At 56.6% G+C, this 17,359-nt stretch carries 14 protein-coding genes; 9 read left to right on the top strand and 5 right to left on the bottom strand.

Annotation, left to right across the window (positions count from 1 at the left end; translation table 11 throughout):
* Window positions 1-182: 182 nt before the first annotated feature.
* A complete protein-coding gene (locus ACRQEG_RS02880; RefSeq protein ID WP_320757441.1) occupies window positions 183-2,879 on the top strand; it encodes an isopeptide-forming domain-containing fimbrial protein in 2,697 nt (898 codons plus the stop codon).
* 162 nt (window positions 2,880-3,041) lie between these two features.
* On the opposite strand, the gene ACRQEG_RS02875 is transcribed toward ACRQEG_RS02880, so the two are convergent.
* Window positions 3,042-4,292: an ATP-binding protein gene (locus tag ACRQEG_RS02875; protein ID WP_320757440.1), complete on the bottom strand. Its 1,251-nt coding sequence runs from the start codon at window positions 4,290-4,292 to the stop codon at window positions 3,042-3,044.
* 226 nt (window positions 4,293-4,518) lie between these two features.
* Between ACRQEG_RS02875 and ACRQEG_RS02870 the strand changes: the two genes are divergently transcribed.
* Window positions 4,519-4,851 carry a TM2 domain-containing protein gene (locus ACRQEG_RS02870; protein ID WP_320757439.1) on the top strand — a complete coding sequence of 111 codons (333 nt, stop codon included), beginning with the start codon at window positions 4,519-4,521 and terminating at the stop codon, window positions 4,849-4,851.
* A 96-nt stretch (window positions 4,852-4,947) separates the two neighbouring features.
* Here the strand turns inward: ACRQEG_RS02870 and ACRQEG_RS02865 are convergent, their stop codons facing one another.
* Window positions 4,948-5,388, bottom strand: coding sequence for a Panacea domain-containing protein (locus ACRQEG_RS02865; protein ID WP_320757438.1), 441 nt, complete (start codon window positions 5,386-5,388; stop codon window positions 4,948-4,950).
* A 54-nt stretch (window positions 5,389-5,442) separates the two neighbouring features.
* Here ACRQEG_RS02865 and ACRQEG_RS02860 point away from each other — a divergent pair, with 54 nt between their 5' ends.
* Entirely contained in the window at window positions 5,443-6,537 is a 1,095-nt protein-coding gene (locus tag ACRQEG_RS02860; protein ID WP_320757437.1) for a GTP pyrophosphokinase, read from the top strand.
* Here ACRQEG_RS02860 and ACRQEG_RS02855 read toward each other — a convergent pair.
* The gene (locus ACRQEG_RS02855) at window positions 6,534-7,304 is read right to left on the bottom strand and encodes a DUF4261 domain-containing protein (RefSeq protein ID WP_435733774.1); all 771 of its coding nucleotides are present in this window, start codon (window positions 7,302-7,304) and stop codon (window positions 6,534-6,536) included. The two genes, ACRQEG_RS02860 and ACRQEG_RS02855, sit on opposite strands and share 4 nt — an antisense overlap.
* A 128-nt stretch (window positions 7,305-7,432) precedes the next feature.
* Between ACRQEG_RS02855 and ACRQEG_RS02850 the strand changes: the two genes are divergently transcribed.
* From ACRQEG_RS02850 to ACRQEG_RS02840, 3 genes are all read left to right on the top strand, one after another.
* Complete coding sequence (locus ACRQEG_RS02850) at window positions 7,433-7,888, top strand: helix-turn-helix domain-containing protein (RefSeq protein ID WP_284901049.1); 456 nt, start codon at window positions 7,433-7,435, stop codon at window positions 7,886-7,888.
* Window positions 7,888-8,469 (top strand): PIN family toxin-antitoxin system, encoded by a 582-nt coding sequence (locus ACRQEG_RS02845; RefSeq protein ID WP_320757435.1) that lies wholly within the window; start codon window positions 7,888-7,890, stop codon window positions 8,467-8,469. The genes ACRQEG_RS02850 and ACRQEG_RS02845 overlap by 1 nt, the downstream gene beginning before the upstream one ends.
* A 126-nt stretch (window positions 8,470-8,595) precedes the next feature.
* Window positions 8,596-9,051 (top strand): helix-turn-helix domain-containing protein, encoded by a 456-nt coding sequence (locus ACRQEG_RS02840; RefSeq protein WP_320757434.1) that lies wholly within the window; start codon window positions 8,596-8,598, stop codon window positions 9,049-9,051.
* A 144-nt stretch (window positions 9,052-9,195) separates the two neighbouring features.
* On the opposite strand, the gene ACRQEG_RS02835 is transcribed toward ACRQEG_RS02840, so the two are convergent.
* Window positions 9,196-10,269: an XRE family transcriptional regulator gene (locus tag ACRQEG_RS02835; protein ID WP_493927489.1), complete on the bottom strand. Its 1,074-nt coding sequence runs from the start codon at window positions 10,267-10,269 to the stop codon at window positions 9,196-9,198.
* A gap of 53 nt (window positions 10,270-10,322) precedes the next feature.
* Entirely contained in the window at window positions 10,323-11,024 is a 702-nt protein-coding gene (locus ACRQEG_RS02830; RefSeq protein WP_320757433.1) for a hypothetical protein, read from the bottom strand.
* Window positions 11,025-11,203: 179 nt separating this feature from the next.
* Here ACRQEG_RS02830 and ACRQEG_RS02825 point away from each other — a divergent pair, with 179 nt between their 5' ends.
* From ACRQEG_RS02825 to ACRQEG_RS02815, 3 genes are read left to right on the top strand one after another with little or no spacing between them, the layout of a single operon-like run.
* A complete protein-coding gene (locus ACRQEG_RS02825) occupies window positions 11,204-13,954 on the top strand; it encodes a class I SAM-dependent DNA methyltransferase (RefSeq protein WP_320757432.1) in 2,751 nt (916 codons plus the stop codon).
* Between the two features lie 2 nt (window positions 13,955-13,956).
* Window positions 13,957-16,074: a DEAD/DEAH box helicase gene (locus ACRQEG_RS02820; RefSeq protein ID WP_320757431.1), complete on the top strand. Its 2,118-nt coding sequence runs from the start codon at window positions 13,957-13,959 to the stop codon at window positions 16,072-16,074.
* The gene (locus ACRQEG_RS02815; RefSeq protein WP_320757430.1) at window positions 16,074-17,342 is read left to right on the top strand and encodes a GIY-YIG nuclease family protein; all 1,269 of its coding nucleotides are present in this window, start codon (window positions 16,074-16,076) and stop codon (window positions 17,340-17,342) included. The genes ACRQEG_RS02820 and ACRQEG_RS02815 overlap by 1 nt, the downstream gene beginning before the upstream one ends.
* The last annotated feature ends 17 nt before the right edge of the window (window positions 17,343-17,359 follow it).

The following is a 17,359-nucleotide window of genomic DNA, read 5'->3' as shown; positions in this document are numbered from 1 at the left end:
TCAAGAAATTATGGTTATGGTGTCCGGCTCTGCCACCGCACGGACGGTCATGATTATAGCGGGATATTGTGGGGCACGAAGCGCCTTAATTCCTGAATCTAATTACCGGCCGAGTGCTAGCATTTTCTTAGATAATTTCCCTATAGGCATTCCCTATACCGACTGCGCTGTCTGGAACAAATATGCGTTCGAAGAAGAAACCCCTGGTCATAACAGTGCTCCTCGCGGTGCTCGCCCTCGTGCTCCCGCAGGCCTACGCGGAACCTGATCCCGCGGCATCGGATCTTGCGGCTCCGCCCGCCCCCACCGCGCTCGTCTTGCACGCCACTATTTATACGCGGCAGGACATAACATCCCTCAAACTTGAGGAAGGAACCGGGTGGAGCGCCGGAGAATGGGAAATCGCTCCCGAAGACGTCAAGTCCACCACGCCCCTGGCCAATGGTCTGAGCCGCTACGACGTGGAATTCACAGCGGAACCGGATGGCTACACCGCGGGCCAAACCCTGCCTTACACCTTGCGTGCTCCCGGTGGGTGGCTCGGCCGCACGATCAGTGACACCGTGCGGGTCCCGATCACGCAGACCGAATCGGGTGATCTTCGCGTCGACGTGGTGCTCAAGGAGAATATTGAACGACGGGTTTCCGTGAGCCTCGTGGACGCGAATGGCGCTCCCGTAACGGGAACTATTGACCGCTTCGCGCTGCCCACCTTGGATGGGCCCCACTCGATCAGCCAGATTGTTAAGCGCGATGCGCAGGGCTTCTATTTCACGCAAAACGTTGTATACGACGACGCTGGCCAATTCACCACGCCCCCGCTGCGCCCGGATCCGAATAAACCGATGGATCCGCTCACGGTTCGTGATGGCGGCACCGAAAAAACCTATGAAGTGACCGCGGTGGAATCCAGTGATACCGGAGAATTCACGGTGCGTGTGCGGGAAGTGAAGCTGAGCACCGCCACCTTCCACGTGGTTATTGAGCGCCCCTTTGACGTGCTCGGGAAAAACGCCCGCTGGGCATTTGAGGTGAATGGCCGGGCCAATCCGAATGCTGCCCCGCAGCTCGCAATTCCCGCGGGCCGCGGTGATTTCACCACGGATATCACGGTACCGAATATCCCGGAAGGCGCGCGGCTCTCGCTGCCCGAGCTCCCGGAGTCTTATCCCTACTACTCGATAGCGAAGCAGAGTTTCGATCCGACTACCTCCACCTTGCGGGTCACCCTGGGCAAGCGGGTGTACTTCACGGTTTCGGATATCGAGGGCGTTACTTTCGGTAATTTCGGGGTGCGCCACGCGAAGTCCGGCTTTGAACTCGGTCTGTATAACATGGCTGGTGAGCTAGTTGATACGTCAGTTGAAGAACCGGACATGGCGCCGCGTTACCTCTTCACCAAGGTGCTGCCCGGGGAATACCGGGTGCGTATTATGAGCGCACCGGAACGTTTTAAGAGCGGTTTTGACCTGGAGCGTGCGCAGCATTTCCGGCTCACGGAAGCAGGCCGCTTGCAGGTGCTCGGCTTGACGAGCACCAGCCCGGATGCGGAAACCTGGATTAATCCTGACGGCGGTAGCGATGCCCGCTTCGATAACACCCCGGAGGCCACGGCGCTCCTCGGATTCAAAACTCCCTTGCGCATGTTTATTCCCAAGGCGCCGTCGTTCACCAAAACAATTGTGCAGCAGCCGCAAGCTGAAGTGAAGCGCAGCCACGCTGGTATCGGGGACACCGTCGAATTTAAGATTGCGGGGAAGATCCCCGGCGATCATCGGCTCATTATGAAATACGGTAAGTACGTCGATATTGGCATGAAAAATAACGTGACCCTGGTCGATGAGCTGGACGAACGCCTCACTTACGTGGAAGGCAGCGCGAAGGTCCGCGAAGACGGGAAGGCAACCGTGAATTACGCGGTGCGTTACGATCCGGAAACTCGCCGGGTGATTCTGGAAGATCACGATGCCGCGCACGTGGCAAATTTTGATTTCACTACGCCGATTGCGTACCGGCCCGAGAAAAACGTGGAGGTCACCTTCCGTGCGCAGGTGCGCGAATTTGGTACGACGCCGCTGCGCAATATCATCCCGGGCGATGAGGTAGAGATCGTGCCCTTCCTGGATTTGCTGGTGAAGAAGCAGTGGACCGGCGGCGGGGATCTCATTGCCGGGGTGGATCCGGATACGTATCTCGATAATTTCGAGGTGGAAAGCTGGCAGGGCGAAACGAAAATCGCCACGGTTCCGGCGCGCACCTATCTCAAAGCCACGAGTCTGGTGCGTGGCGAGGGCAAGAATTTCCAGTTTGAGCTGGAGAAACTGCCGATGTATACGCCTGAGGAACTAGCCAAAACTCCGGCCGAGCGCACCGCGCTGACCTATCGGGTGACGGAGAAACTCCCCGAGGGTCTGGCCGGACATTTCCGGGTGGAGCGCAAGGAGAGCGCCGGCGCGCATCCGCATGCGCGGGTCGTTGAATTCACGAACGTGTATGTGCCACCCACACCTCCCGTACCACCGGTACCTCCGGTGACCCCGGAACCCACGCCGACACCTACGGCAACTCCGACGACTACTCCTACTCCCACGCCCAGCGGGACGCCCACGCCGGAACCGACGCCGAGCGAAACTCCGGCACCTACGCCGACCCCAAGCGAAAGCACAACGCCTACGCCGACGCCCAGCGAAACTTCAACGCCACCTGCCCCGCCAAGGCCGAGCACTAGCCCGACGCCAACTCCTACTCCCGACAACCCGGCTGGTGAGAAGCGGCTGGTACCCACCGGCGCATCCGGTGCCGCTGGCGGGTGTGCTGCCCTCGCATTGCTGAGCATGGGCCTGGTACTTGTTATCCGGCGCTCCCGGCGCGATCATTAGCGCAACCAGCTGCTCATATAACCGCAGCTGACATAAGCATCCCGCTAACTGCCCCGCTTTCTCGATGCGGTTGCAAGAATCGAGAAAGCGGGGCAGTTCTATCCCGTGCGGAAGGATTGTCGCCGCATGTATTGCGTATCCCTACGGTACGAGTAGATATCGCTATGTAAGTAACGGCCCCATGGTGCTCAGGGGAAGAATATGAACGCCACTTGGCAACGTGAATGCGGTGCGGCCGCCGGTCACCACCGCCAAGAAATCCGGAGCCTTCACCATGCGGGCGTCACGCAGCCGGAGTAAATTGCGTTCGCCCGCGCTCACGGCGCTATCCGATTCACCGAGTTTCACTTCGATGCCAGCCCAGTGGCCATCGCTGAACTCCAGCAGAATATCTACTTCGAGGCCGGTATTATCTCGGTAACCGAAACAGGTGGCGCCAATCTGTTCTGCATAGGTGCGGATGTCCCGGACCGCCATCGATTCGAAGATTTGACCGAAATATTCGGGGTCATTCGCGAGTTCTTCCGGGGTCGCGCGGAGGGCCGCGAGCGCCAGGGAGGGGTCGCAGAAATGCAGTTTCGCCTGTTTACGGAGCCGGGTTTTTGAGCGCAAGGACCCACTCCAGGGCGGGAGTTCCTCAACGATGAAAATGCGGGTGAGCGCATCTATGTAGGTTCGTACGCTTTGTGGGGAGAGCTGGCCGCCGTCCGCAGAAATATCTTGGGAGAGGGTGGTGGCCGCGGTTTCACTCGCGATATTACGGGCGAGGGAGCGCAGTAGGCGCCGCACCCGTTCCGGGTCGAAGCGGGCGTCCACCTGCGCGAGGTCCGCATGCGCGATATTGTCCACGTAGTTGTGGACGAATCGGATAAAGGCAGGATTTTGCGAGGAAACAAGGAAGGGCCAGCCGCCTCGCACCGCTTCGGTAGCGAGTTCGGAGTAGCTAAGGGCACCGGGTACGTAGCGAACCTGCGCGGCGGTGCGTAGCTCGTTCAGGGTGATGCGGTCTTCCCGCGGATAGGCTTCGCCCAGGGCCATGGGGCGCATGCGCACCCGGGAAAGCCGGCCAGCCCCGGTGTGGCGGGTAATCGAGTCAGCCGGAGTGGCCGAGCCCGATAAAATGAACTGGCCCGGAGCGCGCCGCGCGTCGATTTCGTGGCGGATTTCGTTCCAGAGGATCGGGGCGAGCTGCCACTCATCAACGAGCCGGGGAACATCGCCTTCCAGAACTCCCTGGGGATTGAGTTCCGCCAGGCGCTGGTTGGATGCTTGGTCCACGCGGAATTCCGATTTGGAGTGGAATATACCGGTTTCCGTTTTGCCACAGCCGCGCGCACCTTCAATCACCACGCCACCCATGATTTCCAGGTCTTGTTGCAGTGTTGTATCGACCGCGCGCCGAATATAAGCCATGCTTTGAGCCTAGCGACTCCTCGCCCCTTTGTCACTCCTGCAAGGATTTTACTATCACTCTTGCAATTATTCTGTTATCACTTTCGCAATCATCTCAGTATTACCTTCGGGCCGTTAAGAGTCTTGGTATTCACGCTCCATGCGCAGCAACCCAGCTCACGCGCCCGCCAGCTATACTTTTCGGCAGGAGCTCGTGACATACCAGGCACAAGGAGAGATTGGATCAATGAGCGCTTTTGAACCGTACCCGCGCCCCAACGACCAGTGGGCGCCGGAGCAGAACACCTACCCCACACCACCACCTGCCTATTACTACCAAGAGCCGCAATTCCGCACGGTCAATAAGATCGTTTACGTGCTCCTTGCTTTCTTCTTGGGAGGCTTCGGCGTCCACCGTTTCCTGCGCGGGCAGGTGGGCCTCGGTATTGCGATGATTTTCCTTTCTTGGCTGACCCTCGGCATCTGGCCGCTGGTTGATTTCATTATCGGCTGCGTGAAGCTCAGCAAGTACCCCGGTGACGATTTCATCTTCACCCAGAGCGGGGATTGGATTTACTAATTCATACTCCTGTCCTGCATGTTCGGGATCCCAAACACCCTTGAAGTGATAAGTAAAGGAGGGGTGCTGTCACCCCTCCTTTACTTATGCCACCACCTATAGAACCGGATTGGCCCGGTAGTACTCCTCAATAACAGCTCGAGGAATAACCACGGTTGAGCGAGTTTCAGTATCACAGTCCTTGCGAGCTTCCCGCCACGGAGCTTCGCGATGAGTTTTCTCAACCAACTCGTTTGGATTCAACTCGCCCAACTTCGCGCATACGGCATCAACAACGCCCCGCTGCTGATCAGAAAGCCCTTCACCCCGACTGCGCAGCTCGCCCGGGTTAATGAAAAACTTGTGCCGGTGTTGAGCGAAGAGATCTGGTGATACCGGGCCATTCACCCACGCTTGAAAGTCTCCGTCGAAAAGAGGCCGGCCAGTTTGACCGAGATAAGCGGCCTGGCAGTAGAAGGTGAGTTTTTGCAATTTCATCGTGGTCATCCGCCCGCAGCGCTCAAGAATACGCCCGGCAATATCTTCGACATTCGCCATCCCGCACCTCCTCACGTCACGTATTCGGACCGGCAATTTGGTTATAATTCTAGCATGGACGAAAGCCCGAGCTCCACAATCTCCAAGTCCGCCGCAACGAGCGCCGGCAGGGTCTTGGCGAAGCTCTACACCGAGCATCCTGAAGATGCTGAGGTTCGCTGTCAAGAAGACCAGTTTTCCGCGAATGCGCTTGTTACCCTCCAAAACTGGCGTTCCCAACATCTGGAACCAACCCTCAACGCTTTTGCTGTGGCCCGGGATATTACCGCAGATATCCCTGGCTCCCTTGTCACTTTCCGACTCAAGCGAATTAGCTCCATCGTAGCAAAGCTCAGTCGTCCGACGAACAATTTTCACCTGGGCGCCATGGATGATATCGGTGGCTGCCGCATCATCACGAATAGCTGCGATGATGTTTTCGATATTGCTACCACTCTCTCCAAAAAGATGGATCTCAAACCCAACAACGGGGTGAAGGACTATATACGAGCACCGCAACGTAGTGGATACAGGTCCTACCACCTGATTACTCTGACACCCCCAACACCCACGTCGCATCGAATCGAGATCCAGGTCCGAACATTTCTTCAACACGCGTGGGCCACCGCTCTCGAGGTTGCTGGATTCATGTACGAACGGAATTACAAAAACCCAGCCATAGCGGCCACCATGGACGAATCCGAAAAAACCAATCGCAGGTTCTTCCAGATTGTCTCCGCACTTTTCGCTCTCTCGGAGAATCAACCCGTTCCACCCGGAATGCCCTCCGATGAAAACGAGCTTCTCGCAGAATTGAGAGCATCTGAAAAGTACCGCGTTCTCTTCCACGATCTTGCCAACTCATCCGCCAGCAGCTATCAGAACTTCATCCCAGCACCCACCGCCGGTGGCGAAGGCACAAGCTTGTACGTCCTCGAATACGACCAGGAAGCCCAGAGCCTGCGAGCCGAGCCTTTTGCACACTCGGCCCTCGCGAATGCCGTACGCGCCTACAATGACCGCGAAGAAAATGATGTATTTGGGCAAACTCGCGACACGGTATTAGTTCATGCGCGCACACCGGAAAATCTTGCCCTGGCGTTCCCAAACTACACCGCAAATTTGGATGTGTTCAATCGCAGAATCGCGCCCTATTTCGGGGAGAACTAGTAAAGCAACCACAGCGTCGGAGTGTCGCCGTCGCGGCCCTGGGCGATGGCGATGGACTCATCAGCGGCGGTGCCCAGAGTTTGCCCTGGCATGAGGGTTGCGCCGTCGGAAATAATATATCCGGCGGTGTTCGCGAGCAGTTCGTACACGGCCTCGCGCGGGCGGTGACTGTCCTTCACCTCGAGGTCGAGGTGCCCGAAAAGCGGCAGGCCCACGGTGCGCCCGGACACCACCTCGCCGGCGTGTATCGGCACGTAAATCCACAGCAGGAACGGGTCTGCGGCGTCGATCCGATAACCGGTCACCACATCGGCGGGGTAGATGATGCCCAGCTCGGGGCGCGCCACGCCCACCGCGGCTTCCTCGCCCATGAGGGAACGGATCACGGCCGTGTACACCCGGTGCAGTGTGTGCATGGAGGTACGACGCCGCGCCGCAAAGTCGTCGCTCACCGGGTCGGGCATGTCCTCCCCGGAGCGCGCCATATCGGAGAAGAACGTCATCATGATGTGAAAAGCGTGCGGCGGAGTGGCGCCCTCCAGCGCGGCCGGCCCGGAGACGGGCGTGAGCAGCACGGTCACGCCACTGGCCAGAAAATTGAACACCTGCCCGCCGGGGAGCTCATCCAGGTGGACATCGAGGGCCTGGCCGTCCACTTCCACGCGTTCCAGCGCCGCGCGCACGTCAATCGGCGCACTAAAAAGGGCGACGGCGCCCAGGTGGTCAGGGGCAACAGGATGAATAGCGGACACCGGAACTTGAGCCATGTGCCCTATCGTAGCGGCTTGGCCAAGGTGGGGGCGATGCGGGGTTCCCCAACCAGCGTGATGAAGTCTTCCCTCGATGAGCGTCACCCACTACACTAGAAACGAAAGAAACGAAAAGGAGGTGTGACGTGACAACTGTTTCACACGATGACAAAATCGCGCAGATTGATCCGGAGATCATGGATCGAATCCGCAAGCTTCTCGCTAAGTCACGCAGGGTTGGATTGACCTTTGATGGTGTCACTATCGAAATTCCGCCGCTGCTGCGCGCGCAGATTTCGATGGCCGTGCAGGAGGAACCGGATGGGGATAGGGAGATTTCCACTCAGGAAGCTGCCGACCTTTTGAATATGACCCGCCCAACCGTGGTGAAGCTATGCGAGGAAGGCGCAATACCGTTCCGGAAAATTACAACCCATCGCCGGCTCTGGCTCTCGGATGTTCTGAACTATCGCGAAAAGCAGCGGCAGCAAACTCGTGAAGCTCTCGATGCTCTCATGGCAGATTCCTACGCCATGGGCGATTACGACGAAGACCCCGAAGTCATCGACCAGGCAATCCGCGAGATGGGCAGTGGGAACTAATGCGCGCGGCTTTTCTCGATGCTTGCGTGATCGTCCCCTCGCGCCTGCGGGACGTTCTCTTTGAGATCGCTTTCATCGGCGTTTACCGTATCTCTTGGTCACCCGGAGTAGAAACGGAATTGATCAGGACTGTCTCGCGATTGCGGAGGGAACGCGGAATTCCTATACCAGCAACTATTGAGTATTCCGCCCGTCTGCTGCACCAAATGAATCATGCTTTTCCAGTAGCGCGAGTCGGGATCCTTTGTGACTCGATAGAGAATTATGGCGATCTGCCTGATCTCGGTGATGCACATATTATTGAGGGCGCTCTCCGAAGCGGATCAGATGTGATCGTCACGTTCAACCTCAAGCACTTTCCGTCTGCGCTTCTTCCCAATAATCTCACCGCGCAACATCCTGATGAATTCCTCCTTGAACTGTGGTGGGAGAGTCCTTTACCCATCGCCCAAGCTATTCGAAATATCGCGCGACGCACTGGGCACAAGGGTCACCGACTATCAGAACGCGAGGTAGCGGCAGGGATCGCCACCCACACACCGCACTTCTCCACGGAAGTGCTCAAATACCTTCCGCTTTAGAAGTCATAGGATTCCATGCACGGTCGATGGTTGGACTACTTTTCGACCGCTGCTTACAGATACAGTCTTCCCTACCCACCCACCCGGGCAAGGGCAGTTACACCAGAAACGAAAAGGAGGTGTGCCATGACGACTTCGGATGATCAGAAAAATACTCAGGTAGATCTGGAGGCGATGGATCGAATTTGCCAGCTCCTCGCTCACGCACGCAGGGTCGAATTGGTTTTTGATGGTATTGCTGTAGAAGTTCCGCCTCTGCTGCGCGCGCAGATTTCAATGGCCGTGCAGGAGGAACCCGATGGGGATAGGGAAATTTCCACTCAGGAAGCTGCCGATCTGCTGAATATGGCCCTCCCGACCGTTGTGAAGCTATGCGAGGAAGGCGTTATACCGTTCTGGAAAATTACCACCCATCTCCGGCTCTCGGATGTGCTGAACTATCGCGAGAAGCAGCGGCGGGTGGCAAAGGAAGCGCTGGACGATATCTCGGATATTACGTACGAGTTGGGTCTTTATGACCAGACTCCCGAGGATGTCGAGGTAGCGATGCGCGAACTCCGCAAGATCCGTAAAGGCATCTAAATGGGCGCGGCTCGCGTATCGGAGCCATAGATGCAAACACGAAGTAATTCACTTGAACGGACACAGACTTGCGTGCTACGGTCAAGCCAATAGTTCAGCCTGCCCAAGTTTTCTTGGTGTGGGCTGATCCTCTTTTCACTCTGCTTATCTCTGGCGCAACTGGATAACCTGCGATTCGCCACCGTCACCGAACTTGCCCACAGTAGCGGTATCGGCAGCGGAATCGAGATGCAGCCAGGAGTTGATCCATTCCGGTTTGAGCCCCAAAGTTTCGGACATCCTAAAAGCCAGGGCTTTCTTGCCGAATACTCGCTCCGCCGCTTGCCTGAACAAGGAAGGCTTTTCCGGAGGGACAATCACCGGCTCGCGCTTACGCCAGCCGGCATTGGCCAACTGAATCTGTAGGCTCCGGAAACGGTGCTGCGTAATGATCCCAAGGCGCTGGGCACGCACTGCGGTGGCTGCCACACTGATTCCGTATTCTCGCCTGATATCGAGCAAGCTACGTAGCAGCGTCGTTTCATTAATACGCGCCCGCGCCACGGACTCCGGAAGCAAAAGCGCCCCCGCAAAATCGTAGGCACGGCGTTCTTGCGGAGCGCGAGTGGAATGAATCGGCTGGGAAAGATCCTGATCGAATAGAAGGTGCCCAAGTTCGTGAGCGAGGGTGAGGCGCTGGCGCGCACCCTCCGTACGGTGCACAATACTGACCGCTGGGCGAGTATTTTCCCTGCTAGGCAGGGAAATCGCGAGGTGTCCGGCGTCTTCGGCGTCCTCCAGTAAGGGGTACACCACAGCAACCCCAAGAAGCCCGAGGATATGGGTGACATTCTGAATCGGCTCCGTGGCACTGAGCCCAAGAACCTTACGAGTCTGTTCAGCGACCTTTTCCACACCCAAGCCCGCAGCAAGCAAATCAGTACTGGGAAAATCGAGGTACCCAGATTCTCGTGAAACTACATCCCAGGCGCGGTTAACTTCTCGCGCGAGCTGATTGACCTTGCGTTCAGCGGTTACTGTGGCGGTACTAGATTTACGGAAAGTCGCGGTTGTGTTGGCGAACTTCGAATCATCTACCGCGAAGAAAGACAGTGGCGCATGGAGACCTTCCGCTGCCCGCACCGCGTGCTCCTCTGAAAGCATGTTTTCTTTCCGGAGCACCTTGGAGATAAAGGATTGGCTCACGCCCAGCAGGTCACTAAGATCCTGCTGACTCACTCCCGTGATATCTTTCAGAGCTCGAAGCCTCTCGGCTCTAACCCAGCCGTCCACTATTGGCTGCACTCCAATTCTCCGTTTGCCGGACTATCGTTTGCCTGCCTCCCATAGTAGTCGTAGCCATTGTCTTCGCTGGCGTACTGCCACTTTTCTTCTTCACTCACTGCAATTTCCGTAGAAATAGGCATTGATACCCACGTAGGTATCGGAATCCGATTTTCTCCAGGGCCTGTAATCATGACCAAGCGGCATTTACAACCTTCGATTTGACCATTTTGATCCCGATAATCCCAGTAGAAGACGAATTTATAAGGATTTTCGTGTGGCAAAGGTTCAACATCGATAGGTATACCTATCGCAACCTGAACCTCTGCGGAGTTGCATTTCTCCCGTTGGCTACCAAGATATTCTTCGATAGCCAAGGCCGAGTCGTTTGAGCGTTCTTTCAACATCCGAACTTCAACGCCCCATTCAGGCTTCACGAGTAACAGCTCTCCTAAGCACTGCGACTTCCCCCGAATCTGCCATCCTTCGAGCCGCTGAGAGTGCTTCAAGTAGTCGCGAAGTTCACTTCGTATTATTAGCCCAAAAGCATGCGGATCCTCTTTACGAGATAGTCCAGCTAACCGAATCCCCATATTCGCGAAAGCTGCCGCCATACCGTCACTAAGGACCTCGTTGAGTTCATTGAAAACATCGCGAGCAAGACCGTGAACCTCGTCAAAGGGATCCCGACCGAAGCTATTACTACTCATGGTTATATTATAACCATGAATGTAATACCCTTGCACACAGCTCCGCAGCGAGTCTCCGTCCCAGCGGACATGACGTAGATGACCGATTTTCTGTCGCAAGCCCCCTCTAAGATAGGAACGTATCGCCCAGGCCGCCGCACCTGCGCCGCGCCCGGGCCCGTCCGCGAAAGGAGCCGGCCGTGGCCATCACTCTCCAGAGTATTGAGGAGCACGTCAAGAAACTCACCTCCCGTGCGCCCTTCACCCGCGATTTCTTCTTCGACCTCCTCCTCGCTTACGGCATCTCCAAATCCAGCGTCACCCGCCTGCGTTCCACCACCGCCAGCTCGCTCAACGTCGCGGCGAACCCGGAGCGCGATATCGTGTGGAAAAACAAGATCTACCTGGCTGAAACCAGCCGTGACCTCATGGCCGCCGCGCTGGAAATGAAAACCAGCGAAGCCGCGCTCCGCTTCAATACCCGCTTCGTCATCGCCACGAATTACGAATCCCTCGCCGCAATTGACACCAAAACCGGCGATTCTCTCAGCATCCCCCTCGCCAAACTCGCCAGCGATTTCACCTTCTTCCTCCCCTGGGCGAATATGGAGAAACAACATTTCTCCTCGGATACCCACGCGGACCGCCGCGCCGCCGAACACATGAGCAAGGTGTACGACGAACTCCTCGCCGCCAACCCCAACCTCTTCCACGAGGACAAATCTCCCCACAGCCTCAACATCTTCTTCACTCGCCTTCTCTTCTGTTTCTTCGCGGAGGATACCGGCATCTTCGCAAAAGGCCAGTTCACCAGCGCGGTCGGCTCACACACCCAGCGCGACGGCTCTGACACCGCCGCATTCCTCACCGCACTTTTCCACGCGCTTGATACCCCAAGCTCCGCAGATAAACCCGTCTACTTGCAGAGCTTCCCCTACGTCAATGGTCGCCTTTTCCGTATTAATAACGACGACGCCGCCTCTTTGACAGTCCCCCAATTCACCAAGCACGCGCGCGATTCGCTCCTGGAGCTCGGCACCCTGGATTGGTCGGAAATCAACCCGGATATTTTCGGATCCATGTTCCAGGCGGTGGTGGATAAGGATCAGCGCGCTAATCTGGGCCAGCACTACACCTCGGTGCCCAATATCCTCAAAACAATCAAGCCGCTTTTCCTGGATGAACTCTGGAACGAATATGACAAAGCCTGCGAATCGGTACCCCGCCTCAAGAAACTCCTCACAAGAATTTCAAAAATCAAGCTTTTTGATCCGGCCAGCGGCAGCGGCAACTTTTTAGTTATCGCATATAAGGAATTGCGGAAGCTCGAGCATGCCATCCTAGACCGCATCGATTCCCTTTCTTCGGCAGGCCGCTGGGGTCTGCTCGGCATGGGTGAAGAAGAAAAGCTCGGCGCTGCCACCCTGGGCTTCGGATCCTCGGTTATCAATATTGAGAACTTCTACGGCATCGAAATTGATGACATCTCCGTGGAGATGGCCATCCTTTCACTCTGGATCGCCAAGCACCAGATGAACCAGGAGTTCAAAGCCAAGTTCGGCCTGGATATTCCCCTCATCCCGCTCAAAGAAACCGGGCACATCGTGCATGGCAATGCCACCCGCCTCGACTGGAACGAGGTCTGCCCCAATAACGGAACAGATGAAATTTACATTATCGGAAATCCGCCTTATGTAGGAAGTACGTACCAGACCAAGGATCAAAAAGAGGACTTCGCCTATGTTTTCGATAGCGCGAAGTACCCGAAGAAGCTTGATTACGTTGCCCTATGGTTCATTAAGGGTGCCAATTACATTCGCGGCAGCCGGGCCAAGCTCGCTTTCGTGACCACGAATTCCATCACCCAGGGTGAGCAGGTTGCCCTGCTCCACCCCCATGTTTTCACGGGCGGTATTGAAATCGGCTACGCCTACACCTCCTTCAAATGGAGTAATAATGCCTCCCATAATGCGGGAGTGACCGTAGCAGTTATTAGCCTGCGCAATGAATCTTCCGAGCCGAAATACCTCTTCACGGACCTGGTGCGAACTCCGGTTGAGAATATTAACGCCTACCTCATTAGCGGTCCGGATATTTATGTCCCTTCCCGTCGTACAGTCCTTTCACCCACATTGCCGAAAATGACCAACGGTTCAAAACCTACTGACGGAGGAAACCTCATCCTCTCCCCAGATGAGACCGCAGAAGCTTTGACAACAAACCCTGAACTCGACCAAGTTATTAAAGCTTTTGCGGGGGCTGATGACTTCATAAACGGAAAAGACCGCTTCTGCTTGTGGATCGAACAAGAAAATGTCCCGAAACTCGGTGGCATCGCTTTCGTGAAGAAGCATCTAGATCGCGTTGCTAAATTCCGGTTGTCAAGTAGGAAAACAGCAACTCAAAACCTTGCTAAGTCCCCGTGGAAATTTGAATTCACGAGCTACAAGCCAACCGACTCAATCATCGTTCCACGCCATTCTTCCGAACGCCGATCTTACGTGCCCATCGGATATCTTGATTCGAACACTGTCATCTCCGATGCTTCCTTCGCTGTTTACGATGCTGAGCCGTGGCTGTTCGCCTTGCTAACCTCGAAAATGCACATGGCCTGGCTACGTACCGTTGGCGGGAAGATGAAAACCGACTTCCGGTACTCGAATACCTTGGTCTATAACACTTTCCCCGTGCCAGAGTTGTCGGCGTCGTCGAAAGAAGAACTCACAAAACGCGCGCTACGCGTACTCGATGTACGCGAATACCACTGCGAAAAAACCTTAGCCGAGCTCTACGACCCGGACCACATGCCGCGCAACCTCCGCGAAGCACACGAAAAAATTGACGAAGCAGTCGATAGACTTTACAAGAGCACCCCGTTCGCATCCGATGAGGAACGCCTCGCGGTGCTATTCGCGAAGTATCAACAGATGATCGAAGCAGAAGGGAAATAGCCGTGGCCACCGAAAACGTTGTGGACGTGACCTATGCGCAAACCGGGAAATCGGTTGCGACCGATGAGCTCGGGATGCGGGAAATGCAGGCTCGTGCCTATGAACAGCGCGCCTCCCAGTACCTGCTCATCAAAGCGCCCCCCGCTTCCGGGAAATCGCGCGCGCTCATGTTTATCGCGCTCGATAAGCTCTTCAACCAGGGCCGGCGCAAGGTCATCGTGGCGGTACCCGAACGCTCCATCGGCGCATCCTTCGCGCCCACCGACCTCACCACCTACGGCTTCTTCGCGGACTGGGACGTCAAACCGGCAAACAACCTGTGTACACCCGGCAGTAACGAATCGAAAGTCGCCGCATTCCTGCGTTTCCTGGAAGGGCCGGATGCCACACTCGTCTGCACGCACGCCACCCTGCGTTTCGCCTTTGAACAGGCCAAACCCGAGGACTTCAACGGCTGTGTGATCGCGATTGACGAATTCCATCACGTCTCCGCAGACCTAGACAACAACCGGCTCGGTTCCGTGCTGCATGCCATTATGGAGCAGTCCGACGCACATATCATCGCCATGACCGGCTCCTATTTCCGCGGTGACTCCGTGCCTGTGCTGGACCCGAAAGACGAAGCGAAATTCACGCCCGTCACCTTCAACTATTACGACCAGCTCAACGGCTACCAGTACCTGAAAACACTAGGGATCGGCCACCACTTCTACCAGGGCCGTTATACCGACGCCATCGCGGAAGTGCTGGACCTCGACAAGAAAACCATTCTGCATATCCCGTCCGTGAACTCCGGGGAATCCACCAAGGACAAGTACGAAGAAGTTGGGAAAATCCTCGACATTATCGGCGAGGTGCTTTCGCCCGAAGAAGTTGCGCAGGTAGAGCCGCGTTTCCCCGGAGATGACTGCATGATCTTCGTGCGGCGGCGTGACACCGGTGCCGTGCTGCGCGTGGCCGACCTTGTGGACGATAGCGATGAGAAAGCGCGCGCTAAGACCCTGGTGTACTTGACTGATGTGGCCGCGAAGAATCGCGACGCCGCCGATATCATCATCGCGCTCGGCATGGCGAAAGAAGGTTTCGACTGGCCTTTCGCCGAACACGCCCTCACGGTTGGCTACCGTGCCTCCCATACCGAACTCATCCAGATCATCGGGCGCGTCACCCGCGATAGCCCCGGGAAAAGCCACGCCCAGTTCACCAACCTTTTGGCCGAACCGGATGCCACCCAAAACGAAGTGACACTTACCGTCAATAACGTTTTGAAAGGTATCACCGCGGCGCTGCTCATGGAACAGGTGCTTGCCCCGAACTACAACTTCCGAGCCAAGCGGAACACAGACGAAACCCCAGATCCCGGCACCCTGGAAGTCAAAGGCCTGGTGGAGCCCACGACGAAGCGTGCCAAGGAGATTATCGCCACCGGTATTGATGACCTCAAGGCCAATATTTTGCAAGATGACCAGGTGGCGCGGGCCGCGGCCGGAGCTGCGGAACCCGAAGTCATCAACAAGGTGCTTATCCCGCGCATCATTCGCCAAACCTACCCGGACATCACTGAGAAAGAAGTCGAGCAAATCCGCCAGCATGTGGTGGTCTCCTCCGTGATCAAATCTGGCGAAGTGCGGACCGTGGGTGACCGGCGTTTCGTGGAAATGGGGAATAAGTTCGTGGATATCGATGAGATCAATATCGACCTCATCGAATCCATCAACCCCTTCCAGAAGGCCTTCGAAGTGATGTCCAAGCAGGTCTCCAGCCCGGTGCTGCGCATCATCCAGGACGCCATTGCCGCCACCCGCATCACCCTGAAGCCGGAAGAAGCAATGGAGATGTGGCCCGCAATCACCGACTGGGTCAAGGTCAATGGCCGCCGGCCGGACGTCCGCAGCGACGACCCCACCGAGAAAATGTATGCCGAAGGCCTGCTCATCCTGCAACGTGAAAAAGCAAAGCATGATGCTGAGAAAGCCGCGGCCGAAGCAGCAGCTGAAGCTGCGGCTGGAGTGGAGCAGAGCGAACCCGCGACAGTGCGCAGCGGCGGCAAGCACGCTGAAGATGTGCCGGTGCCGGCACGTACCGCGAGCGCCGATGCTTCACAGGGAGATAAGAACTAATGGCTGATTTCGATTTTGAAGCGGAATTCGCGAAGATCCTCGCCTCCGATACCGAAGGGCTGCTTGACGCCCCTCCCGCCCCGCGGCGTTTCACCAGTGAAGACCGGCTAGAACGCGCCTTCCTGGAAATCGTGGATTTCCGGGCCAAAGAAGGGCGCGAACCCGATCCGCACACCCGCTCTATTGGGGAGCGCAAACTCGGGGCGCGCCTGGAGGGAATCCGTGCCGATCCCGAAAAGCTTGAGAAGCTCAAGGATCTCGACACGGAATTCGGGCTGCTCACCCGCGAAGAAGCCCCGCAGAGCATCGACGATGTTCTGGCCTCCGATGAATTCAACCTCCTGGACGACGGATACGGGATCACCGATGTGTCCCGGCTCCCCGCTGCGCCGCCGCGGACTAATACAGCGCCGGACTACGTGGCCAAACGCGTGAAAGCAAAAGAGTTTGAGAAGTTTGAGCCACTTTTCAAGGCGAAGCATGCACAGCTATCGGCCGGGGTCGTGGAGCAGAAGCCTTATAAGAGTCTAGACACCGGCATCAACGCGATTCGTGAGGGCCTGTACTTCGTACTCAACGGAGTCATGGGATATGTAGCTTTCCAAGGAGACGACGAAAAACACCTTACCGGCGGTGAAATCCGCACCCGGCAACGGTTACGCGTCATTTTCGAAAACGGGACCGAATCTGATCTCTTCCGCCAATCCCTCGCGGGACGAATGGGAGAGGAAGATGGCCGGATCATCACCCAACCCGCCGATGTTGCTTACGACCTTGCCTACGCCGAACCCTCGGCGGATGTTGAGGCCTCTAGTGAAATTACCAACGAAGCTTCCCCGGACGAAACTCCAACCGGGTGGATCTATGTGCTGCGTTCCCTCTCCACAGATCCGCAAATCTCCAGCCTGCGCAACCTCCACAAGATCGGGTTCTCGCGCGGGCCGGTAGAAAAGCGCATCGCCGGGGCGGAACAATCACCTACCTACCTCATGGCACCCGTCGAAATTGTGGACACATACGTCACCTACGATGTGAACGCCGCGAAATTGGAGCATCTGCTCCACCAGATCTTCGCGGACGTAAAAGTATCCCTCTCGCAAATCGATAGCGAGGGCAGAAACTACGACCCGAGCGAATGGTTCATCGTCCCCCGCGAAGCCATCGCCACTGCCGTTGAGCTCATTCAAAACGGGGAAAACACCCGATACCGCTATGACAAGGGGAGCGAGAGTTTTATCCGTCTAACTATCGACCGAGCCCTCTCATAAGGAGCCTAACCAAAATG

Origin of the sequence: Actinotignum stranguriae (assembly GCF_051265215.1) — a bacterium.
GTDB lineage: Bacteria > Actinomycetota > Actinomycetes > Actinomycetales > Actinomycetaceae > Actinotignum > Actinotignum schaalii_C.
Note: the sequence above shows the minus strand (reverse complement) of the source record. Positions and strands in the feature narration are given on the sequence as shown.